The following is a 20,555-nucleotide window of genomic DNA, read 5'->3' as shown; positions in this document are numbered from 1 at the left end:
TGCAGTGGGGAGGCAGCGATGAGGTGGCGGCGCCGGTGAGTAAGACGCGGGTATTGGCGGTGGCCAACCAGAAGGGCGGTGTCGCCAAGACGACCACGGTCGCGTCGCTGGGGGCGGCGCTGGTGGACGAGAACAAACGGGTGTTGCTGGTCGACCTCGATCCGCAGGGCTGCCTGACGTTCTCGCTGGGGCAGGATCCCGACAAGCTGCCGGTGTCGGTGCACGAGGTGCTGCTCGGCGACGTCGAACCCAACGCCGCGCTGGTCGATACGGCGGAGGGAATGACGCTGCTGCCGGCCAACATAGACCTGGCCGGCGCCGAAGCGATGCTGCTGATGCGGGCCGGCCGCGAATACGCGCTCAAGCGCGCGCTGGCCAAGCTCGACGACATGTTCGACGTGGTGATCATCGACTGCCCGCCGTCGCTGGGCGTGCTGACCCTCAACGGGCTGACGGCCGCCGACGAGGTCATCGTGCCGCTGCAGTGCGAGACCCTGGCGCATCGTGGAGTCGGCCAGTTCCTGCGCACCGTCGCCGACGTCCAGCAGATCACCAACCCGGAACTGCGCCTGCTCGGCGCGCTGCCGACGTTGTACGACTCGCGCACCACCCATACCCGCGACGTCCTGCTCGACGTCGCCGACCGGTACAACCTGCCGGTGCTGGCCCCGCCGATTCCGCGCACCGTGCGATTCGCCGAGGCCAGCGCCTCGGGCTCGTCGGTGATGGCCGGCCGGAAGAACAAGGGTGCGGCGGCCTACGGGGATCTGGCGGCCGCGCTGCTCAAGCACTGGAAGAGCGGCAAGCCGCTGCCGACCTTCGCCGTCGAGGTTTAGCGGCGATCGCCAGCGCGGCGTAGCCGGGCGCAGCGGGTCGTCGCCGTAAATTTAGCGGGTCGTCAGCCCAGCGCGACCAACGTGTCGCCGCGCTGCTCGAGCACCCGGGACCCGATCACGGCCGGGAACACCGGTTTCCCGGCGGGCGGGGCGGTCGTCGACCGGTCCACCGGAATGTAGCGTTCGTTGGCGCCGCTGAGCGGGTCGTAGACCCCGATGGCGCCGGTGACCGGCACCAGCAGCCGGCCCGCCATCATCACCCCCGGTCCCAACGGCGCCGTCTTGTCGCCCGCGGCGATGGTGTAGCGCAGCGCCAACGTGTTCGGGTCGAAGACCATCAGCGAGTCGCCGGTCCACCAGGTGATCTGACTTCCCGGATGGGAGACCACCGCCGAGCGTGACGGTGGCTTGGGCAGCGGGGTGCTGGACACGGTGGCCCCGGTTTCGTCGATCACGTCGACCCGGGGCTGCGGCGCAGGCAGGTACACCGCGGTGGTGTTCTCCGCGACGGTCAGCACCCGGGCGCCCGAATCCGGCGCGATCCCCGGTTCGGCGACGATGTGTTGCTGGGGCTCGTCGTCATCCTTGCCCGGCCGCAGTAGCACCAACCGCAGGTCGGCCCGGTTCGCGCAGGTCTCCAGCACCGACACCGCCTGCGAGCTGGCCGCGGCCGAGATCAGCTTGCATCCGGAGTGCAGTCCCCGGGTCGACGGTTTCACCCGGGCGTCGGTCTCGCCGTAGACCAGCATCCGGACCATGTCCGAACGCCACAGCTCCAGCCGGGTGTCGCCGACCGACAGCACCGTCATGCCGTCGGAGGACAGCCGCACCCGCGGATCGGCGTAGCCACTGCGGGCGGGTCCCCTGCGACCGGTGGAGCCGTCCAGGGTGCTGACCTGTCCGCAGCCGCGGTCATCGCGGAAGACCCCGACCGCGTAGCGGTATAGCCAGGTGACGCCGCACAGGTCGATGTCGCGGGCGTAGCTCCAGCGGGACTGCCCGGTGTCGGGATCGCGCCCGTCGATCCGGCGACCGGCCGCGGTGACGACCTCACCGCCGGCGACCACCGGGGCGGTGGTGGCCGGGCTGGCGGCGCTCCATAGCTGCTTCAACCCACCCGGCACCTGCTTGGCCGGCGTCGGGTTGGGAGCGGGGACGGCCGCGGGCCGGCTGGTGGTGGCCCGGGCGTCACTGGTCCACCAGATCAACGCCGCGACCGCGGCGACCACGACCGCGATGACCGCGGCGGCGAGCAGGTCGCCCTTGGTCCGGCGCTCGGGTTTGACCATGCGTCGGCGCGGGTCGTTAGTTGCTCTGCGTGCTGGCGGCGGCCGGGGCGGACTGGCCTTCGGCGGGCTTGCGGCGCCGACGGCGGCGACGGGTGGAACCGGCGTTGCCCGGGGGCGAGCCGGCCGGGGTCTCCGCGGCGGCCTCGCCGTTGCTGCCGGCGGCCCCGTTGTTGGACGGGTGCGCGGTGACGGGCTGGCCGCCACGGGTGCGCCGCCGGGTGCCGGAACGGCGCGCGGGCCTGTCCGACTTCTGCTCCGTCTTCTTGCCGTCCCGGTCGCTGCTGCGGCGCTGGCCTTGCGGCTTGCGGGCCGCACCCACCGTGCCGCCGGCCTCGGCCGGAATGTCCAGCTCGGCGTAAAGGTGCGGCGAGTTGGAGTAGGTCTCGGCGGGCTCGGGGCAGTCCAGCCCCAGCGCCTTGTCGATCAGCGACCAGCGGGCGAGCTCGTCCCAGTCCACCAGGGTGACCGCGACGCCGGTCTTGCCGGCGCGGCCGGTGCGGCCGATGCGGTGCACGTAGGCCTGCTCGTCCTCCGGGATCTGGTAGTTGATCACATGGGTGACGTCGTCGATGTCGATGCCGCGGGCGGCCACATCGGTGGCCACCAGCACGTCGATGTCGCCGGTGCGGAAGGCCTTCAGCGCCTTCTCGCGGGCCACCTGGCCAAGGTCACCGTGCACGGCGCCGACCTTGAAGCCGCGCTCGGCGAGCTCGTCGGCCACCTTCTGTGCGGTGCGCTTGGTGCGGGTGAAGATCATCGTGGCGCCGCGGCCCTGGGCCTGCAGCACGCGGCTGACCAGCTCCACCTTGTCCAGGGCGTGGGCCCGGTAGACGTACTGGACGGTGGTGTCGTGGGTGGCCGCCGAGTGCGGCGCTTCCGCCCGGATGTGGGTGGGCTGGTTCATGAAGGTGCGGGCCAGCGTGATGATCGGGTCCGGCATGGTCGCCGAGAACAGCATCGACTGCCGGTCGGTCGGGATCTGGCGCAGGATGCGCTCGATGTCGGGCAGGAAGCCCAGGTCGAGCATCTCGTCGGCCTCGTCGAGGACCAGCACCGACAGCCCGCCCAATTGCAGGTGGTTCTGCTGGCTCAGGTCGAGCAACCGGCCCGGGGTGCCCACCACGACGTCGGCGCCGGCACGCAGCGCCTCGATCTGCGGTTCGTAGGGGCGGCCACCGTAGATGGGGACCACCGACAGTGCCCGTTCACGGCCGTCATCGTCTTTTTGGGCGGTCAGGTACTTGGCCGCCAGCGTCAGGTCATCGGTGACCTGCAGGCACAGCTCGCGGGTGGGCACCACGATCAGCGCCCGCGGTGTGCCGTTGAGCGGCCGGGCCGCGGTGCTCGCCGTGATGCGCTGCAGCAGCGGCACGCCGAAGGCGAAGGTCTTGCCCATCCCGGTGCGGGCCTGGCCGATGAGGTCGTCGCCGGCGAGCGCCATCGGCAGGGTCAGTTCCTGGATGGCAAAAGGGCTTTCGATCCCTTTTTCGGCGAGCGCGCGCACGATTTCGTCGCGGACGCCGAGTTGAGCAAAGGTCAGTTCAGTTGTGCTGGTGAGTGTGGTCATGCGTGGGTAAGTAGCCTCTCGGTGACGTATCGGGTTGTGTCGGTATTTCTCTGTCGCGGTCACGCGCGCACGAGTTCCGACTCCGAATACGTCGCCGAGTCGCCGGCCCTGGCTCAGTCTGGGAGGGCCCCAGTCAGGGCGGGCCAGCTGTGCACGCACATTTCGCCGATAGCGGCTTGAACAAACAATTACGGCATGAATACAGCCGCCATCTACTTACATGATAGCTGGTCGACAGCTGGCTCCCATTTTGTGCTAAGTCCGCCGACTACAGTGTTGCCATGACCCGGCCCTCCTGCCAGCCCTCCCAAGCCGATGTGGACGCCGACCAAACCGACGACTCGCCCGCCCCGCGGCTGTCGGCCGATCACCCTGGTGTCAACGAGTTGTTCGCGGTGCTGGCCTACGGTGAGATCGCCGCCTTCTACCGGCTCACCGACGAGGCGCGGATGGCGCCTGACCTGCGCGGACGGATATCGATGGCCAGCATGGCCGCCGCCGAGATGCAGCACTACGAGCAGCTGCGCGACGCGCTGGAAAGCCGCGGCGTCGACGTGGTGTCGGCGATGTCCAAGTACGTCTCGGCGCTGGAGAACTACCACCGGCTGACGATGCCCAGCACCTGGCTGGAAGCCCTGGTGAAAACGTACGTGGGTGACGCGTTGGCGGCCGACCTGTACCTGGAGATCGCCCATGGTCTGCCCGACGAGGTCGCCGACGTGGTGCGCGCGGCGCTGTCGGAGACCGGGCACTCGCAGTTCGTCGTCGCCGAGGTGCGCGCCGCGGTGACGTCCAGCGGCAAGCAGCGCAGCCGGCTGGCCCTGTGGTCACGCCGGCTGTTCGGCGAAGCGATCACGCAGGCCCAGTACCTGCTGGCCGACCACGACGAGCTGGTCGACCTGGTGGTGTTGGGGGCCGGGGGGCTGGGTCAGCTCAACGCGTTCTTCGACCGGATGCAGCAGACCCACGACCGGCGTATGCACGAACTCGGCCTGAGCTGAGGCCATCGGACTCAGCCGTGATCGCAAGCGCGGCGCAGCCGGGCGCAGGGGGTCACGGCCATCGGACTCAGCCGTGATCGCAAGCGCGGCGCAGCCGGGCGCAGCGGGTCACGGCCATCGGACTCAGCCGTGATCGCAAGCGCGGCGCAGCCGGGCGCAGGGGGTCACGGGCGCGCGCAGGTCGCCATGTTCGACACGTTGGTCGACGCGATGACCCGCTGCCCGGCGGCGTTGAAGATCGAGCAGCTGAGCTGGCCGTAGAAACTGGTGGCCACGACCGACTCGGTCTCCACGCCCGGGTTCAGCACCACGACCTTCGACCACGGCAGCGACACGTTGAACTCGGTCTGCGGCACGCCACGCGCGTCGGTGTAGACGATGTTCACCAGGTCCAGCAGCTGCTTGGTCCCGTTCACGCTGTAGAGCACGGTGCGCGGGTTCAGCGCCGCCGTCGGCGGCGCCGCGGCCAGCGGCGGCGCGACGGTGGGCGCGGCCATCGCCGGAGGTGCGACCGGCGCGGCGCTGGGCGTGGTGACCGTCGTGAAGGTCTCGGCCGGCAACTGGGAGGGGCCGGGCGCCGCCTTGGGCGGCACGGAGACCTTGGTCGTCGCGGGCGCTGACGTCACCGGGCTGGGCGCCGGGGCGCCCAGCGTCGCCTTGGTGGACGCGCTGTCGCCGCTGTTGATGATGACGGCGGTGGCGATGGCGCCGAGCGCCACCACCGCGCCCAGGATCGCCGTGGCGGGGCGCCAGCGTGAGTCGGCCGGCCAGCCCGTCCAGTTGTAGTCGGCGTTCAGGTAGGGATCGGTATCGCAGGCGCCGTCAACGTCGTCGTCGTCGGGGTAAGCCCGGATCCTGTCGTCAAGGTGCGCCCACGTGGTACCCATGGTGCCGAAGTTAGCGATGGGAAAACACGGATCGGGTATCGCGCGGGTGTGTGAGACAACCTGCAAGCGAATCGTTATCGGGCCGCGACCGGGTTTCGCTGACCGCGAAGTGGGGGGACGCGGCGAGGTGGTGGTCAGCCGCGTCCACTAGCCTGCTGCTGACAGGGCCGGGACTGCCATACCTGCGCAAGACTGCAAGACCCATGGAAGGGGTGACCGTGGAGGTCAAGATCGGTATCACGGATAGTCCGCGCGAGCTGGTCCTTGCCAGCGCCCAGACGCCCGCCGAGGTCGAAGAAATGGTCAGCGCCGCGATGAGCGACGGGTCGGGCCTGCTGCGCCTGAGCGACGAGCGGGGCCGCCGCTTCCTGATTCACACCGCCAAGATCGCCTACATCGAGATCGGCGCGGCCGACGCGCGCCGAGTGGGCTTCGGGATCAGCGCCGAACCCGGCAAGCACGCCGGCAAGGGGCACTAGGAGCGGGTCAGCGGCACGTGTGACAGTCCGCCCCAGGCGAACTGGACGGTGCCGTCGACCGCGTCCGCCTTGGAAATCGGGCGGTCGGAGTCCAGCCAGTACCTGGCGCAGTCGACGCTGATGCCCACCAGACCGACCGCGATCATCCGGGCCCGGTGCGGGTCCAGCCCGGAATCCTCGCTGATCAACGCGAAGACCGCATCGATGCAAGATTCCGTGGCGACGCGGACCTGGGCGGCCACCTCGGGTTCGGTGACGTAATCGTTCTCGAAGATCAGCCGGTAACCCTGACTGTCGTGCTCGATGAAATCGAAGAACGCCTGCACCGCGGAGTGCAGCCGGCGCCGGTTGTCGGTGGTGGTGCTCAGTGCGTTCTGGACGCCCGAGACCAGGTTCTCCACGTGCCGCGCCAGCACCGCCAGGTACAGCTCGAGCTTGCTCGAAAAGTGTTGATACAGCACGGGTTTGCTTACCCCGGCGCGGTCGGCGATCTCGTCCATACCGGCCGCGTGGTAGCCGCGGTCGACGAACACGTCGCTGGCCACGATGAGCAGTTGACCGCGCCGCTCGTCGCGGGGCAACCGGTTGCCGCGCCGGTTCGAAACCGCGGCCCCGTCCGCCGGCCGACCGCGGTCGGCCGACCTGACGGCGCGCCGCGCCGGCATCTTGGCGAGTTCGCTCATCGATTCCTCATCTGATTATCGGCGGCCGGCCGTCGCTGAACCGGGGCCAGCCGCTCGCAGCCCGTGGAAAAGACCTTACTACCCGCCCGGGCGATGCGGCCGTCATCGCCGTCGTCGCCGCAGGCAGAAGCGGTGTCGGAGGGCGGATTCGGGCGCGCCACAGGTCGCGTGGATGGCCGCCTGTGTAATCCTGGGGAAATGACGTCCCCGCGGCCCCCACGCAGCACAGGTCGCGTACCGGTGTTGCGCGACGAGTGGCGAGAGCCGCTGCGGGCGCTGCGCGACCCCCTGGCGCGGGAGGCCGGACGAGTCCGGGCCGACCGTGAGCGGCCGCGACAGTGGCGCAAACAAACCTGGCTGGGCCGCTTTGTGTCCACCTACGGGTGGCGCGCGTACGCCCTGCCGGTGCTGGTGGTACTCACCGCGGTGGTGATGTACCAGACGGTCACCGGCACCGGCGCGCCGAAGCCGACGGCCGGCCAGCCCATCCAGAGCCCGCCGGCGATCGGCGCGGTGGGCACCACGATCATCGACGCCCCGCCACGCGGATTGGCCGCGTTCGACGCCAACCTGCCGGCCGGGACCCTGCCCAACGGCGGCCCGTTCACCGAAGCGGGTGACAAGACGTGGCACCTGGTGCCGGGCACCACACCGCAGATCGGCCAGGGCACCGCAAAGGTGTTCAGGTACACCGTCGAAGTGGAGAACGGCATCGACCCGACCATGTTCGGCGGCGACGACGCCTTCGCCGAGATGGTCGAGCAGACGCTGGCCAATCCGAAGGGCTGGACGCACAACCCGCAATTCGCGTTCATCCGGATCGACAACGGCAAACCCGACTTTCGGATTTCGCTGGTGTCGCCGGTGACCGTGCGTGAGGGGTGCGGCTACGAATTCCGGCTCGAGACCTCTTGCTACAACCCGGTATTCGGTGCCAACCGCGAGGCGCGGGTCTTCATCAACGAGGCGCGCTGGATACGGGGCGCCGTGCCGTTCGAGGGCGACATCGGTTCCTACCGGCAGTACGTGATCAACCACGAGGTCGGCCACGCCATCGGCTACCTGCACCACGAGCCGTGCGAGCAGCAGGGCGCCCTGGCGCCGGTGATGATGCAGCAGACGTTTTCCACGTCGAACAACGACGCCGCCCAGTTCGACCCCGACGTCGTCAAGGCCGACGGGAAGACCTGCCGGTTCAATCCCTGGCCGTACCCGATCGCCTAGCCGGTCGGCGCACGTTGCCGCTGCCTGCGCGGGCTGCTGTGATGGTGCTAGACGACGCTCTACCCGCCAGGCCGATCGAGGAGATGTTTCGCAGTGCCGACGCCGCTGCCGCCCCTGGTGGCGCCCGCAGACCAGCTCAGTGCCGAGGAGGTGGCCCGCTATAGCCGGCACCTGATCATCCCCGGCCTGGGCCCTGACGGGCAGAAGCGGCTGAAGAACGCCCGGGTGCTGGTGATCGGCGCGGGCGGCCTCGGCGCGCCGACGCTGCTCTATCTGGCGGCGGCCGGCGTGGGCACCATCGGCATCGTCGATTTCGACGTGGTCGACGAGTCGAACCTGCAGCGTCAGATCATCCACGGAGTGGCCGACGTCGGACGGTCCAAGGCCCGGTCGGCACGCGATTCCATCGCCGCGATCAACCCGCTGGTCGACGTGCGGCTGCACGAATTCCGGCTGGACTCCACCAACGCCGTCGAGTTGTTCGGCCACTACGACCTGATCGTGGACGGCACCGACAACTTCGCGACCCGGTACCTGGTCAACGACGCGGCGGTGCTGGCGAAAAGGCCCTACGTGTGGGGATCGATCTACCGCTTCGAAGGTCAGGTCTCGGTGTGCTGGGAGGACGCCCCGGACGGGCGCGGACTCAACTATCGCGACCTCTACCCGGAGCCGCCGCCGCCCGGCTCGGTGCCCTCCTGCGCCGAGGGCGGCGTGCTGGGCATCGTCTGCGCGTCCATCGCCTCGGTGATGAGCACCGAAGTGATCAAACTCATCACCGGCATCGGCGACTCGCTGCTGGGCCGGTTGATGATCTACGACGCGCTGGAGATGAGCTACCGCACCATCGCGATTCGCCGCGACCCGTCGGACGCCGCCAGGCCCAAGATCACCGAGCTCGTCGACTACGAGCAGTTGTGCGGGGCGGTGCCCGAGGCCGCGGCCCACGACGACGCGTCGGCCATCACCCCGCGGGAACTGCGTGACTGGCTGGATTCGGGCAAGAAGCTGGCCCTGATCGACGTGCGTGAACCCGTGGAGTTCGACATCGTGCACATCGACGGGGCCCAGCTGGTTCCGCAGTCGTCGATCAATTCCGGCGAGGGCCTGGCGAAGCTGCCGCAGGACCGGGTGCCGGTGCTGTACTGCAAAACGGGTGTGCGCTCGGCCCAGGCGCTGGCGGTGCTGCGCGGGGCCGGATTCGCCGACGCGGTGCATTTGCAGGGCGGGATCGTGGCGTGGGCGCAGCAGATGCAGCCCGACATGATCATGTACTGAGCCCGAACGCCTGTTGGGCTGCGGCGACCCGCCGTGCCCGGCTTCGCCGCGCTTGCGATAGCCGCCTGTTGGACTCGTTTAGAGTACCGGTGTGACAGTCGAGCCACCGCCGGATCATGTGCTGTCGGCGTTTGGTTTGGCCGGCGTTAAACCCGTGTACCTGGGGGTCAGCTGGGAGGGCGGCTGGCGGTGCGGCGAAGTGGTCCTGTCACTGGTGGCCGACAACGCGCGCGCGGCGTGGTCCGCCCGGGTCCGCGAGACGCTGTTCGTCGACGGCGTCCGGTTGGCCCGGCCGGTCCGTTCCACCGACGGGCGCTACGTCGTGTCCGGATGGCGGGCAGACACCTTCGTCGCCGGGACGCCGGAGCCCCGCCATGACGAGGTGGTCTCCGCGGCGGTGCGCCTGCACGAGGCGACGGGCAAACTGGAGCGACCCCGTTTCCTGACCCAGGGGCCCACGGCGCCGTGGGGTGACGTCGACATCTTCATCGCCGCCGATCGTGCGGCCTGGGAGGAACGGCCGTTGGCCTCGGTGCCGCCCGGCGCGCGGGTAGCTCCGCCGACGGCGGACGCCGAGCGATCGGTGGAGTTGCTGCACCAGCTGGCCACGCTGCGCAAGCCGACCAAGAGCCCCAACCAGCTGGTGCACGGAGACCTTTACGGCACAGTGCTTTTCGTCGGCACCGCGGCACCGGGAATCACCGACATCACCCCGTACTGGCGGCCCGCGTCGTGGGCGGCCGGCGTGGCGGTGATCGACGCGCTGTCCTGGGGCGAGGCCGACGACGGGCTGATCGAGCGCTGGAACGCCCTGCCGGAATGGTCGCAGATGTTGTTGCGGGCGTTGATGTTTCGCCTCGCGGTGCACGCGCTGCACCCGCGGTCCACGGCCGAGGCGTTCCCGGGCCTGGCCCGCACCGCGGCGCTGGTCCGGCTGGTGCTCTAGCCTCCGTCGGGGAACTCGAAGCGGACCTCGCGCAGCGCGATCCTGCCGTCGGTCGCCAGCACGCCTTCGGCCCGCAACAACTCCAGCTGCCGGGTCGTCAGGTGCCGCGCCGGCCGGCCGGAGGCGGTGATCACCCGGTGCCAAGGCAGGTCCGAGGAGTCGGTGCGCATGATCCAGCCGACGATGCGCGGGCTGGAAAGCCCTGCGACGGTGGCGATGTCGCCGTAGGTGGCGACCCGCCCGGCAGGGATGGCGGCGACCAGCGCGCGCACCCGTTCGACCTGCTCGTCGGTCACCGGGGTCATCTCAGCGGGCCCCCAGCAGCTCGCGGGTCAACGCGGCGACTTCGTCGGGTTTGGCATAGGGCACCATGTGGTTGCAGTCGAAATCCAGCAGCCGGAAATGCGGTCCCAACCGCCGCGCCAAGCCGTCGATGAGTGTGTCGGTGACGTAGGGCGGGGTGGTCCGCTTGGCCCGCACCAGGACGGTCGGGGTCTGGGCCGGAGGCAGCACGGGGTCGCGGGCCAACTCGCTCCAGTACGACATCATCGCGGGCAGGCTGACCCGCCAGCCGTAGCGCCCGCCCGGCAGCGTGATCAGATGCTCGTCGATCTCGGCGTCCAGCAGGGCTGGTTCGACGTCCGACCACGAGCCGTGCACCTTTTCCATGCGCGCTTCCTCGGCGTCCGGATAGTCGGGCGAGGCCAGCATCGCCTCGGCGATCTCGCGCATCCACCCACCGTCCAATCCGACCGCCGGGTCGAGCAGTAGCAGCCCCGCCACCCGATCGGGGCAAGCCGCGGCCAGATGCATCGCCAGCCCACCGCCGAACGAGTGACCCACGATCACCACCGGAGCGTCGGGCTGCTCGTCGAGCAATCCCGCCAGCGCCGCGACGTTGGCGTCAATGGTCCACGGCGCGGCCCACGAAGACCGGCCGTGACCAACCAGATCCGGTGCGGCGATGCCGATCCCGGGCAGAAAGCCGGACAGATGTTGCCAACGCTGGCCGTGGCCGGTCAACCCGTGCAACGCCAGGATCCGCACCGGACCCGACGGGCCGTAGCGGTGCACATGCAACTTCGCGGTCACCCGTCGATGGTGCCAGCCGCCACTACCGGGGCCGGCAGGCGGCCCTCACCGGTCGTCATCCCAGTCGTCCTCGGTGGAGACGATGTAGGCCTGCTCGATCACGTCGGCCTCGTTGGCCTCCAGGTCCCTGGCGGCCACGTAGTCGGTGTCCAGCCCGGTCTCGTCGTCGGTATCGACGGGCCGCAGTTGTTCCACCGCGTCGCCTTCGGGCGCCTCGTCGATGGGATCGCGTTCGTCGTCCTGCATGGTCTTCAACCCCGTTCCGGTATTCGGTTGCTCCGGCCTCCAGGGTAAGAGCAGGCGGCTCGCGCGTCCTTTTCGCTCGGCGTTCGGGGGTTCGGCCACCAGGCGTTGCGGGCCGCGTTCGTCGCGCGCCGGCGGACCTGTCGGACCCTCATGATGTCATGCCGTCATGGCCTACACGTGGGACGCCGAAGCGCACACCGTTTTAGATCCGGGTGTGCGCGGTCAGCTGCGCATTCTCGGTGGGCCCGGCACCGGCAAGAGCAGCCTGCTGATCGACGCCGCGGTCGCACAGATCGACGCCGGGGTCAATCCGGAATCGGTTCTGCTGCTTACCGGTTCGGGCCGGATCGGGATGGCCGAGCGCAGCGCGTTGACGACGGCGTTGCTGCGTTCGCGATCCGCCGGCCCAGCCCGGGCCGCGGTGAGCGAGCCGCTGGTGCGGACCGTGCACGGCTACGCATACGCCGTTTTGCGGCGCGCCGCCGAACGCGCCGGCGAGGCGCCCCCACGGCTTGTCACCAGCGCTGAACAGGACGCCATCATTCGGGAACTGCTGGCCGGAGACCTCGCGGACGGGCCTCGCGCGGCGACGGCGTGGCCGGCTCAGCTGCGGCCGGCGCTGAGCACCGCCGGCTTCGCCACCGAACTGCGAAACCTTTTGGCCCGCTGCGCCGAACGCGGGGTGGATCCCGACCAGCTGGAGCGGCTGGGCCGTCGTTGCCGGAAGCCGGAATGGGCCGCGGCCGGCCAATTCGCGCGCCAGTACGAGCAGGTGATGCTGCTGCGGGCGGCGGTAGGCACCGCCGCGCCGGAGGCCACCACACCGGCGCTCGGCGCCGCCGAATTGGTCGGCGCCGCACTGGAAGCGTTCGCCGTCGACCCCGACCTGCTGTCCGCCGAACGCGCCCGGATCCGCGTCTTGCTGGTCGATGACGCCCAGCAGCTCGACCCGCAGGCCGCCCGCCTGGTTCGGGTCCTCGCGGCGGGCGCCGAGCTGGCGCTGATCGCCGGGGATCCCAATCAGGCGGTGTTCGGCTTCCGGGGCGGCGAGCCCGTCGGGTTGCTGGGCGGCGACACGCCTTCGGTGGCGCTGACCACGTCGCATCGCTGCGCTCCCGCGGTGGCACGCGCGGTCAGCGGTATCGCCGCCCGGTTACCCGGCGGCAGCGCCGGCCGGCGGATCGACGGCACCGGGGTGGGGCAGGGATCGGTCGCGGTGCGGCTGGCCGCGTCGGCGCACGCCGAGGCGGCCACCATCGCCGACGCGCTGCGGCGCGCCCACCTGGTCGACGGCGTGCCCTGGTCGCAGATGGCGGTCATCGTCCGGTCGGTGCCGCGGGCCGGCGCGCGATTACCGCGGGCGTTGGCCGCCGCCGGAGTGCCGGTGGCCGCACCCGCGGTACCGGGACCGCTGTCCGGGGAGCCGGCCGCGCGAGCCCTGCTCACCGTGCTGCTGGCCACCGCCCACGGGCTGGACGGGCAGCAGGCGCTGGCGTTGCTGACCGGCCCCATCGGCCGTGTCGATCCGGTTTCGCTGCGCCGGCTGCGCCGAACACTGCAGCGCGCCAACCCCGATCGGCCACCGGCAGACTTCGCCGAGCTGCTGGTCGAGGCGGTCTCCGGTGACGCGACCCCCCCTGGTCCGCAGTTCGCCCCGCTGCGCAGGGTCCGCGCCGTGCTGGAGGCGGCCGCGCGCTCGCACCGCGCCGGTGACGACCCGCGCTACACCCTGTGGGCCGCCTGGCACCGGTCCGGGTTGCAGCGCCGCTGGCTGTCGGTGGCCGAGCGCGGTGGCCCTGCCGCGGCCCAGGCCACCCGCGACCTCGAGTCGGTGACGACGCTGTTCGACGTCACCGACGACTATGTGTCGCGCACCTCGGGCGCGTCGCTGCGCGGCCTGGTCGAGCACATCGCCGCGCTGACGCTGCCGAGTGCCACCCCCGAGGCGGTCGCCGCGGCCGAGCAGGTCAGGGTGCTCAGCGCGCACGCGGCGCTGGGGCACGAATGGGATTTCGTGGTCATCGCCGGGTTACAGGATGGCTTGTGGCCCAACACCGTTCCGCGCGGCGGAGTACTGGCCACCCAGCGCCTGCTGGATGTGCTGGACGGGGTCGGCGCGGACGCCTCGGTGCGCGCGCCGCTGCTGGCCGAGGAGCGCAGGCTGCTGGTGGCGGCGATGGGCCGGGCCCGGCGCCGGCTGCTGGTGACCGCCGTCGACAGCGACACCGGTGGGGCCGGTCTGGAGGCCGCGCTGCCGTCGGTGTTCTTCGCCGAGATCGCGCAGTGGGCCGACGACATCATGGAAAGTGCTGGCCTGCAACCGGTCTCGGCGCCGCGAGTGTTGTCCGCGGCCGCGCTTGTGGGCCGGTTACGTGCCGTGGTGTGTGCGCCCGAGGGGGCGGTGGACGAGCTGGCCCGTGACTGTGCGGCAATACAATTGGCCCGGTTGGCCAAAGCCGGCGTCCCCGGCGCCGACCCGGCCGGCTGGCATCGCCTGACCCCGATCAGCACCAGCGAACCGCTGCGCGACAGCCGCGATGTGGTCACCTTGACACCGTCGACCTTGCAGACCCTCAACGACTGCCCGCTGCGTTGGCTCGCCGAGCGGCACGGCGGCTCCGGCCCGCGCGACGTGCGTTCGGCGATCGGGTCGATGGTGCATGCCCTGATCGCCCAACCGAACCGCAGCGAATCGGAACTGCTGGCCGAGCTGGACCGCGCCTGGAAGCACTTACCCTTTGCGGCGCAATGGCATTCGGCGAACGAACTGGCCCGGCACCGTACCATGCTGGAGGCGTTCATCCAGTGGCGGGCGCAGACCCGGGGCGCGCTGACCGAGGTCGGCGTCGAAGTCGAGATCGAGGGCACCGTGGCCACCGGGGACGGCGGCGAGGTGCGGCTGCGGGGCCGGGTCGACCGGCTGGAGCGCGACGCCGCCGGCCGGCTGGTGATCGTCGACATCAAAACCGGCAAGTCACCCGTCAGCAAGGACGATGCGCAACAACACGCCCAGCTCGCCATGTATCAGCTGGCGGTGACCGAAGGATTGCTCGGCAAAGCGACCGACAATGCCGAGCCCGGCGGCGCACGGCTGGTCTATGTCGGCAAGACCGGGGCGTCCGGAGTCGCCGAACGCGAACAGGATCCGCTGACCCCGGCCGCCGGCGAGGAATGGCGCCGGATCATCGCGCGAGCGGCGGAGGCGACGTCGGGCCCGCAGTTCATCGCGCGGCGCAACGACGGCTGCACCCAGTGCCCAATCCGGCCGAACTGCCCGGCCCACGCCGACGGGTCACAGCGATGACCCCGACGCGGCCGCGCTACAGCCCTGCCGAATTGGCCGGCGCGCTAGGCCTTTTCCCGCCGACCGACGAACAGGCCGCCGTCATCGCCGCTCCGCCGGGGCCGCTGGTGGTCATCGCCGGCGCCGGCGCCGGCAAGACCGAGACCATGGCCGCGCGGGTGGTGTGGCTGATCGCCAACGGCTACGCCGAACCCGGTCAGGTGCTGGGGTTGACGTTCACTCGCAAGGCCGCCGGCCAGCTGTTGCGGCGGGTCCGGTCCCGACTGGCCCGGCTGGCCGGTGTCGGCCTGGGCGCGCCGGGCACCGCCGGTGATGCGGTGATCGACACCGAGGGCGCGCCGACCGTCAGCACCTATCACGCCTTCGCGGGCTCGCTACTGCGCGACTACGGGCTGCTGCTCCCCGTCGAGCCCGACACCCGGCTGCTCAGCGAAACCGAGCTCTGGCAACTGGCTTTCGACGTGGTGAACGGGTATCCCGGCGAACTGCGGACCGACAAGACCCCGGCCGCCGTCACCTCGATGGTGCTGCGGCTGTGGGGGCAATTGGCCGAGCACCTGGTGGACACCGGCCAGCTGCGCGACACCCACGTGGAGCTGGAGCGGCTGATCCACTCCCTGCCCGCGGGTCCCTACCAACGGGACCGCGGTCCCAGCCAATGGCTGCTGCGGCTGCTGGCCACCCAGACCGAACGCACCGAACTGGTCCCGCTGCTCGACGCGCTGCACGACCGCATGCGCGCCGCGAAGGTGATGGACTTCGGGATGCAGATGGCCTCGGCGGCCAGGCTGGCGGCGACGTTCCCTCAGGTCGGCGAGGATCTGCGCGCCCGCTACCGGGTGGTATTGCTCGACGAGTATCAGGACACCGGCCACGCCCAACGCATCGCGCTCTCAGCACTTTTCGGCGGCGGGGCCGACGACGGGCTGGCGCTCACCGCCGTCGGCGACCCCATCCAGTCGATCTACGGCTGGCGTGGCGCGTCGGCCACCAACCTGCCGCGGTTCGCCACCGACTTCCCCCGATCCGACGGCAGCCCCGCGCCGATCCTGGAATTGCGGACCAGCTGGCGCAACCCGCCGCGGACCCTGCGGGTGGCCAACGCGGTGTCGGCCGAGGCGCGGCGGCGGTCGGTCGCCGTGCACGCGCTGCGCCCACGCCCGGACGCCCCGCCCGGCACCGTCCGCTGCGCATTGCTTCCCGATGTGACGGCCGAGCGGGAGTGGATCGCCGACCACCTGTACGAGCGGTACCAGCGGGCCCGCGACGAGGGTGTCGCTCCGCCGACGGCCGCGGTGTTGGTGCGCCGCAACGCCGATGCCGCGCCCATCGCCGATGCGCTGCGTGCCCGCGGCATCCCCGTCGAGGTCGTCGGGCTGGCCGGGCTGCTGGCCATCCCGGAGGTCGCCGATGTGGTGGCCATGCTGCGGCTGGTCGCCGATCCGACGGCCGGCGCGGCGGCGATGCGGGTGCTCACCGGCTCGCGCTGGCGCCTCGGGGCCCGCGATCTCGCGGCGCTGTGGCAGCGGGCGTGTGCGCTCGGCGGGGGGGTGCGGCCGGGCGAAGCGTGCTGTCCCGAGTCGATCGCCGGCGCGGCAGGCCCGGATGCGGACACCGTATGCCTGGCCGACGCGATCGCCGATCCCGGTGCGGCCGCGGCATATTCGACTGCCGGATATCGTCGCATCACCGCGTTGGCCGCCGAACTGAACGCCCTGCGCGCCCACCTCGGCCATCCGCTCCCAGATCTGGTTGCCGAGGTGCGCCGGGTGCTGGGCATCGACTGCGAAGTCCGGGCCGCGGTGGGGGTCGGGGCCGGCTGGGCCGGCACCGAGCACCTGGATGCGTTCGCCGACGTCGTCGCCGGGTACGCGGAACGCACCGACGCCGCGACCGGGCCGGCGGACGCGTCGTCGGCCACGTCGGTGACCGGCCTGCTGGCGTTCCTGGACGTCGCCGAGTCGGTCGAGAACGGTTTGGCGCCAGCACCATTGGCGGTTGCCCGCGACCGGGTACAAGTGCTCACCGTGCACTCCGCGAAGGGGCTGGAATGGCAGGTCGTGGCGGTGGCCCAGCTGTCCGGCGGCACCTTCCCGTCGACGGCGTCGAAGAGCACCTGGCTGACCGACGCCGCGGAGCTGCCGCCGCTGTTGCGTGGCGACCGCGCCGCCGCTGGCGCGCTGGGCATCCCGGTGATGGACACCTCGGACGTCACCAACCGAAAGCAGCTGTCGGACAAGATCTCCGAGCATCGCCGCCAGCTCGAGCAGCGGCGCATCGACGAGGAACGCCGGTTGTTGTACGTGGCCATCACCCGGGCCGAGGACACCCTGCTGGTTTCCGGGCATCACTGGGGGGCCACCGGCATCAAACCGCGCGGCCCGTCGGACTTCCTGTGCGAAATCAAAGGCATCATCGACGGGTCGGCGGCGGCCGGCGATCCCTGCGGAACGGTGGAACACTGGGCACCCGCACCCGCCGATGGTGAGCGAAACCCGCTGCGCGACAATGTCGTCGAAGCGGTATGGCCGCCCGATCCGCTGGCGACGCGGCGCGACGATGTCGAGCGCGGCGCCGCGCTGGTGGCCCGGGCCGACGCGGCCGAGGCGTGCGTCGATGTGGACGGCTGGGCCGCCGACGTCGACGCCCTGTTGGCCGATCGCGCCCGGCTGGTGCAGCCGCCGCCCGCCGCCCTGCCGGGTCAGTTGTCGGTCAGCTCGCTGGTCGGCCTGGCGCGCGACCCGGCCGGCACCGCGCAGCGGTTGAGGCACCGGCTACCGTCCCGGCCGGAACCGAATGCCTTGTTGGGCAACGCGTTTCATGCGTGGGTTCAGAAATTTTACGGCGCCGAGTGTCTGTTCGATCTCGGCGATCTGCCGGGCGCGGCGGATTCCGATGTCGGCGACACCGCTGAACTGGCGGCGTTGCAGGATGCGTTCACCGAATCACCCTGGGCCGCGCGCACCCCCGTCGCCGTGGAGGTGCCGTTCGAAATGCCGGTCGGCGACACGCTGGTGCGTGGGCGCATCGACGCCGTCTTTGCCGACCCCGACGGCGGCGCCACCGTGGTGGACTGGAAGACCGGCGAACCGCCGCACGGGCCGGAAGCGATGCGGCAGGCCGCCGTCCAGCTCGCCGTGTACCGCATGGCCTGGGCGGCGCTGGCCGGCGTCCCGGAATCCTCGGTGCGCACCGCCTTCCACTACGTGCGCGCCCGCACCACCGTCATCCCCGAGGAACTGCCCAGCGCCGCCGAGGTCGCGGGGTTGTTGAAAAGTCCGGCCGTTGACCGTCGCGTCCAGGTGTGACCTGCGCCGCCCGAGTATTAGAGAAGCTGTGGCCGTGGTTACATAAGACCCGTGCGGGTCTCTTGCGCAGAAGGTAAGCCGACGACGGACCGCCGTGGGAAACGGTAGGGCCCGAAAGCTGAGCGGTCTGGACGAAACCCTGACGGCTCAGCGCGGTCACCAGCTGATCGGCGTGGTGCGCATCCCCGAGGAGCATGCGAGTCCGATCCGCGTCATCACCCGGCGCCTGGCCATCGCGTTGGTGGTGCTCTTCGCCGCGGCCGTGATCGTCTACCTGGACCGCACCGGTTACCGCGACGTGCGCAACCAACCGCTGACCTTCCTGGACTGCGTGTACTTCTCTGCGGTGTCGCTGTCGACCACCGGCTACGGCGACATCACGCCGTACACCGAAACCGCGCGTCTGGTGCACACCCTGATCTTCACCGCGCTGCGGATCGCGTTCCTGGCGGTGTTGGTCGGCACCACGCTCGAAGTGCTCTCCGAGCGGTCTCGCCAAGGGTGGAAGATTCAGCGTTGGAGGAGCAGAGTGCGCAACCACACCATCGTGATCGGCTACGGCACCAAGGGGAAGACGGCCGTCGCGGCCATCCTCGGTGACGAGGATGCCCGCGGTGACGTCGTCGTCGTCGACATCGACCGCGGCACGCTCGAGCACGCCGAGAGCGCGGGGCTGGTTACCGTGCACGGCGATGCCACGCGAGCCGATGTGTTGCGGCTGGCCGGGGCGCAGCATGCGGCGTCCGTCATCGTCGCCACCAACCGCGATGACACCGCGGTGCTGGTGACGTTGACGGCCCGCGAGCTCGCGCCCGACGCCAAGATCGTCGCTTCGATCCGGGAGACGGAGAACCAGCACCTGCTGCAGCAGTCGGGTGCGGACTCGGTGGTGGTGTCCTCGGCCACCGCCGGCCGGCTCCTCGGGCTGGCCACCACCTTGCCCAGCGTCGTGGAGATGATCGAGGACTTGCTGACTCCCGACGTCGGGCTGGCCATCGCCGAGCGTGAAGTGGAGCAGACCGAAATCGGCGGCTCGCCGCGGCACCTGCGCGACATCGTGCTCGGTGTGGTGCGCGACGGCCACCTGCTGCGCATCGGCGCCCCGGAAGTGGATGCCATCGAGGCCAACGACCGGCTGCTCTACATCCGAAACGCGGACCGCTGATGGCGATCGCGGACTTTCAGTTGCGCAGCGTCCCGCTGCTGTCGCGGGTGGGCGCCGACCGCGCCGATCAGCTGCGCACCGACGTCGAGGCGGCCACCGCCGGCTGGGCGGACGCGGCGCTGCTGCGAGTGGATTCCCGCAATCAGGTGCTGGCCGCCAACGGTCGGGTGGTGCTCGGCGCCGCCGCCGCGATGGGTGACAAGCCGCCGTCGGAGGCCGTGTTCCTGGGGCGTCTCGAGGACGGCCGCCACGTGTGGGGCATCCGCGGCGCGCTGCAGGCTCCGGACGATCCCGACACGCACGCCGAGGTGGTGAACCTGCGCAGTCTCGGCCCGATCTTCGACGACACCAGCAGTCAGTTGGTGTCCGCGGCCGTCGCGCTGCTGAACTGGCATGAGAAGTCGCGTTTCAGCCCGGAGGACGGCTCGCCGACCAGACCGGCCCGGGCGGGCTGGGCACGCATCAACCCGGTGACCGGTCACGAAGAATTCCCGCGTATCGACCCCGCGGTGATCTGCCTGGTCCACGACGGCGGTGACCGCGCGGTGCTGGCCCGCCAGGCGGTGTGGCCGGAGCGGATGTTCTCGCTGCTGGCCGGGTTCGTCGAGGCCGGCGAATCCTTCGAGGTGTGCGTCGCCCGGGAGATTCGCGAGGAGATCGGGCTGACCGTCCGCGACGTGCGGTACCTGGGCAGTCAGCCGTGGCCGTTCCCGCGCTCGCTGATGGTGGGCTTCCACGCGGTGGGCGACCCGGCCGAGGAATTCGCGTTCAACGACGGCGAGATCGCCGAGGCGGCCTGGTTCACTCGCGACGAGGTGCGTGCGGCGCTGGCGGCCGGGGACTGGTCCAGTTCGTCGGAATCGAATCTGCTGCTGCCCGGGTCGATTTCGATCGCCCGGGTGATCATCGAATCCTGGGCCGCGATCGACTGACCGCGCGACTAGTTGCCGGCCTCGGCCAGCTTCGCCTTCACCTGGGCCGCGCTCGGATTGGTCAGCGTCGATCCGTCGGCGAATTTCACCGTCGGAACCGTCCTGTTGCCGCCATTGACCGAACTGACGAAATCAGCGGCCGCCGCGTCGTGCTCGATGTCGACCGCCTCGTAGGGAATGCCGTTGGACTTGAGCACCGTCATCAGCCGATGGCAGTAGCCACACCAGGAGGTCGTGTAGACGGTCAGCGGGGCAGAGGTCATAGCTGCTTAACGTAGCCCGGCGGCGACGCATTCCGCGCGGCGGGATGCGCAACAG

At 70.6% G+C, this 20,555-nt stretch carries 18 protein-coding genes; 10 read left to right on the top strand and 8 right to left on the bottom strand.

Features of this window, described 5'->3' with window-relative positions; translation table 11 throughout:
• Window positions 1-35: 35 nt before the first annotated feature.
• Entirely contained in the window at window positions 36-836 is an 801-nt protein-coding gene (locus ACIUM1_RS08655; RefSeq protein WP_406816778.1) for a ParA family protein, read from the top strand.
• A gap of 62 nt (window positions 837-898) precedes the next feature.
• On the opposite strand, the gene ACIUM1_RS08650 is transcribed toward ACIUM1_RS08655, so the two are convergent.
• Entirely contained in the window at window positions 899-2,125 is a 1,227-nt protein-coding gene (locus ACIUM1_RS08650) for a hypothetical protein (RefSeq protein WP_406816777.1), read from the bottom strand.
• Window positions 2,126-2,141: 16 nt separating this feature from the next.
• Window positions 2,142-3,692: a DEAD/DEAH box helicase gene (locus ACIUM1_RS08645; protein WP_406816776.1), complete on the bottom strand. Its 1,551-nt coding sequence runs from the start codon at window positions 3,690-3,692 to the stop codon at window positions 2,142-2,144.
• Window positions 3,693-3,973: 281 nt separating this feature from the next.
• Between ACIUM1_RS08645 and ACIUM1_RS08640 the strand changes: the two genes are divergently transcribed.
• Window positions 3,974-4,693: a ferritin-like fold-containing protein gene (locus tag ACIUM1_RS08640; RefSeq protein WP_406816775.1), complete on the top strand. Its 720-nt coding sequence runs from the start codon at window positions 3,974-3,976 to the stop codon at window positions 4,691-4,693.
• A gap of 164 nt (window positions 4,694-4,857) precedes the next feature.
• Here ACIUM1_RS08640 and ACIUM1_RS08635 read toward each other — a convergent pair whose 3' ends face one another.
• The gene (locus ACIUM1_RS08635) at window positions 4,858-5,580 is read right to left on the bottom strand and encodes an MmpS family transport accessory protein (RefSeq protein ID WP_406816774.1); all 723 of its coding nucleotides are present in this window, start codon (window positions 5,578-5,580) and stop codon (window positions 4,858-4,860) included.
• A 218-nt stretch (window positions 5,581-5,798) separates the two neighbouring features.
• On the opposite strand from ACIUM1_RS08635, the gene ACIUM1_RS08630 reads away from it, so the two are divergent.
• A complete protein-coding gene (locus ACIUM1_RS08630) occupies window positions 5,799-6,059 on the top strand; it encodes a DUF3107 domain-containing protein (protein WP_406817597.1) in 261 nt (86 codons plus the stop codon).
• Here ACIUM1_RS08630 and ACIUM1_RS08625 read toward each other — a convergent pair.
• Complete coding sequence (locus ACIUM1_RS08625; RefSeq protein ID WP_406816773.1) at window positions 6,056-6,742, bottom strand: TetR/AcrR family transcriptional regulator; 687 nt, start codon at window positions 6,740-6,742, stop codon at window positions 6,056-6,058. The two genes, ACIUM1_RS08630 and ACIUM1_RS08625, sit on opposite strands and share 4 nt — an antisense overlap.
• 93 nt (window positions 6,743-6,835) lie before the next feature.
• On the opposite strand from ACIUM1_RS08625, the gene ACIUM1_RS08620 reads away from it, so the two are divergent.
• From ACIUM1_RS08620 to ACIUM1_RS08610, 3 genes are all read left to right on the top strand, one after another.
• Window positions 6,836-7,966: a DUF3152 domain-containing protein gene (locus ACIUM1_RS08620; protein ID WP_406817596.1), complete on the top strand. Its 1,131-nt coding sequence runs from the start codon at window positions 6,836-6,838 to the stop codon at window positions 7,964-7,966.
• A 93-nt stretch (window positions 7,967-8,059) separates the two neighbouring features.
• Window positions 8,060-9,244 (top strand): adenylyltransferase/sulfurtransferase MoeZ, encoded by a 1,185-nt coding sequence (gene moeZ / locus ACIUM1_RS08615; RefSeq protein ID WP_406816772.1) that lies wholly within the window; start codon window positions 8,060-8,062, stop codon window positions 9,242-9,244.
• Window positions 9,245-9,335: 91 nt separating this feature from the next.
• Window positions 9,336-10,190 (top strand): TIGR02569 family protein, encoded by an 855-nt coding sequence (locus ACIUM1_RS08610; protein ID WP_406816771.1) that lies wholly within the window; start codon window positions 9,336-9,338, stop codon window positions 10,188-10,190.
• On the opposite strand, the gene ACIUM1_RS08605 is transcribed toward ACIUM1_RS08610, so the two are convergent.
• Genes ACIUM1_RS08605 through ACIUM1_RS08595 form a run of 3 tightly spaced genes read right to left on the bottom strand, consistent with a single transcriptional unit; the run spans window position 10,187 to window position 11,528 of the window.
• The gene (locus ACIUM1_RS08605; RefSeq protein WP_406816770.1) at window positions 10,187-10,495 is read right to left on the bottom strand and encodes an MGMT family protein; all 309 of its coding nucleotides are present in this window, start codon (window positions 10,493-10,495) and stop codon (window positions 10,187-10,189) included. The two genes, ACIUM1_RS08610 and ACIUM1_RS08605, sit on opposite strands and share 4 nt — an antisense overlap.
• A gap of 1 nt (window position 10,496) precedes the next feature.
• The gene (locus ACIUM1_RS08600; protein WP_406816769.1) at window positions 10,497-11,282 is read right to left on the bottom strand and encodes an alpha/beta fold hydrolase; all 786 of its coding nucleotides are present in this window, start codon (window positions 11,280-11,282) and stop codon (window positions 10,497-10,499) included.
• A gap of 45 nt (window positions 11,283-11,327) precedes the next feature.
• A complete protein-coding gene (locus tag ACIUM1_RS08595; RefSeq protein ID WP_406817595.1) occupies window positions 11,328-11,528 on the bottom strand; it encodes a hypothetical protein in 201 nt (66 codons plus the stop codon).
• Between the two features lie 166 nt (window positions 11,529-11,694).
• Here ACIUM1_RS08595 and ACIUM1_RS08590 point away from each other — a divergent pair, with 166 nt between their 5' ends.
• The 4 genes from ACIUM1_RS08590 (at window position 11,695) to nudC (ending at window position 20,237) form a co-directional block, all read left to right on the top strand.
• A complete protein-coding gene (locus tag ACIUM1_RS08590) occupies window positions 11,695-14,832 on the top strand; it encodes a PD-(D/E)XK nuclease family protein (RefSeq protein ID WP_406816768.1) in 3,138 nt (1,045 codons plus the stop codon).
• Window positions 14,829-18,140, top strand: a complete 3,312-nt coding sequence (locus ACIUM1_RS08585) for an ATP-dependent helicase (protein ID WP_406816767.1) — start codon at window positions 14,829-14,831, stop codon at window positions 18,138-18,140. Before ACIUM1_RS08590 ends, ACIUM1_RS08585 begins: the two co-directional genes overlap by 4 nt.
• Before the next feature lie 94 nt (window positions 18,141-18,234).
• Window positions 18,235-19,305, top strand: coding sequence for a potassium channel family protein (locus ACIUM1_RS08580; protein WP_406816766.1), 1,071 nt, complete (start codon window positions 18,235-18,237; stop codon window positions 19,303-19,305).
• Entirely contained in the window at window positions 19,305-20,237 is a 933-nt protein-coding gene (gene nudC / locus ACIUM1_RS08575) for an NAD(+) diphosphatase (RefSeq protein WP_406816765.1), read from the top strand. Before ACIUM1_RS08580 ends, nudC begins: the two co-directional genes overlap by 1 nt.
• 8 nt (window positions 20,238-20,245) lie before the next feature.
• On the opposite strand, the gene mrx1 is transcribed toward nudC, so the two are convergent.
• Window positions 20,246-20,500: a mycoredoxin Mrx1 gene (gene mrx1, locus ACIUM1_RS08570; RefSeq protein WP_085292553.1), complete on the bottom strand. Its 255-nt coding sequence runs from the start codon at window positions 20,498-20,500 to the stop codon at window positions 20,246-20,248.
• Window positions 20,501-20,555: the final 55 nt, after the last annotated feature.

It is taken from the genome of Mycobacterium sp. M23085, assembly GCF_045343915.1.
GTDB lineage: Bacteria > Actinomycetota > Actinomycetes > Mycobacteriales > Mycobacteriaceae > Mycobacterium.
Note: the sequence above shows the minus strand (reverse complement) of the source record. Positions and strands in the feature narration are given on the sequence as shown.

What these genes read in the sequence shown, in the direction of transcription:
- ACIUM1_RS08650 (WP_406816777.1), bottom strand. Translation starts at nt 2,125, where the DNA reads ATGGTCAAACCCGAGCGCCGGACCAAGGGCGACCTGCTCGCCGCCGCG.
- ACIUM1_RS08645 (WP_406816776.1), bottom strand. Translation starts at nt 3,692, where the DNA reads ATGACCACACTCACCAGCACAACTGAACTGACCTTTGCTCAACTCGGC.
- ACIUM1_RS08640 (WP_406816775.1), top strand. Translation starts at nt 3,974, where the DNA reads ATGACCCGGCCCTCCTGCCAGCCCTCCCAAGCCGATGTGGACGCCGAC.
- ACIUM1_RS08635 (WP_406816774.1), bottom strand. Translation starts at nt 5,580, where the DNA reads ATGGGTACCACGTGGGCGCACCTTGACGACAGGATCCGGGCTTACCCC.
- ACIUM1_RS08625 (WP_406816773.1), bottom strand. Translation starts at nt 6,742, where the DNA reads ATGAGCGAACTCGCCAAGATGCCGGCGCGGCGCGCCGTCAGGTCGGCC.
- ACIUM1_RS08620 (WP_406817596.1), top strand. Translation starts at nt 6,836, where the DNA reads ATGCGGCCGTCATCGCCGTCGTCGCCGCAGGCAGAAGCGGTGTCGGAG.
- ACIUM1_RS08605 (WP_406816770.1), bottom strand. Translation starts at nt 10,495, where the DNA reads ATGACCCCGGTGACCGACGAGCAGGTCGAACGGGTGCGCGCGCTGGTC.
- ACIUM1_RS08595 (WP_406817595.1), bottom strand. Translation starts at nt 11,528, where the DNA reads ATGCAGGACGACGAACGCGATCCCATCGACGAGGCGCCCGAAGGCGAC.
- ACIUM1_RS08590 (WP_406816768.1), top strand. Translation starts at nt 11,695, where the DNA reads ATGGCCTACACGTGGGACGCCGAAGCGCACACCGTTTTAGATCCGGGT.
- ACIUM1_RS08585 (WP_406816767.1), top strand. Translation starts at nt 14,829, where the DNA reads ATGACCCCGACGCGGCCGCGCTACAGCCCTGCCGAATTGGCCGGCGCG.
- nudC (WP_406816765.1), top strand. Translation starts at nt 19,305, where the DNA reads ATGGCGATCGCGGACTTTCAGTTGCGCAGCGTCCCGCTGCTGTCGCGG.
- mrx1 (WP_085292553.1), bottom strand. Translation starts at nt 20,500, where the DNA reads ATGACCTCTGCCCCGCTGACCGTCTACACGACCTCCTGGTGTGGCTAC.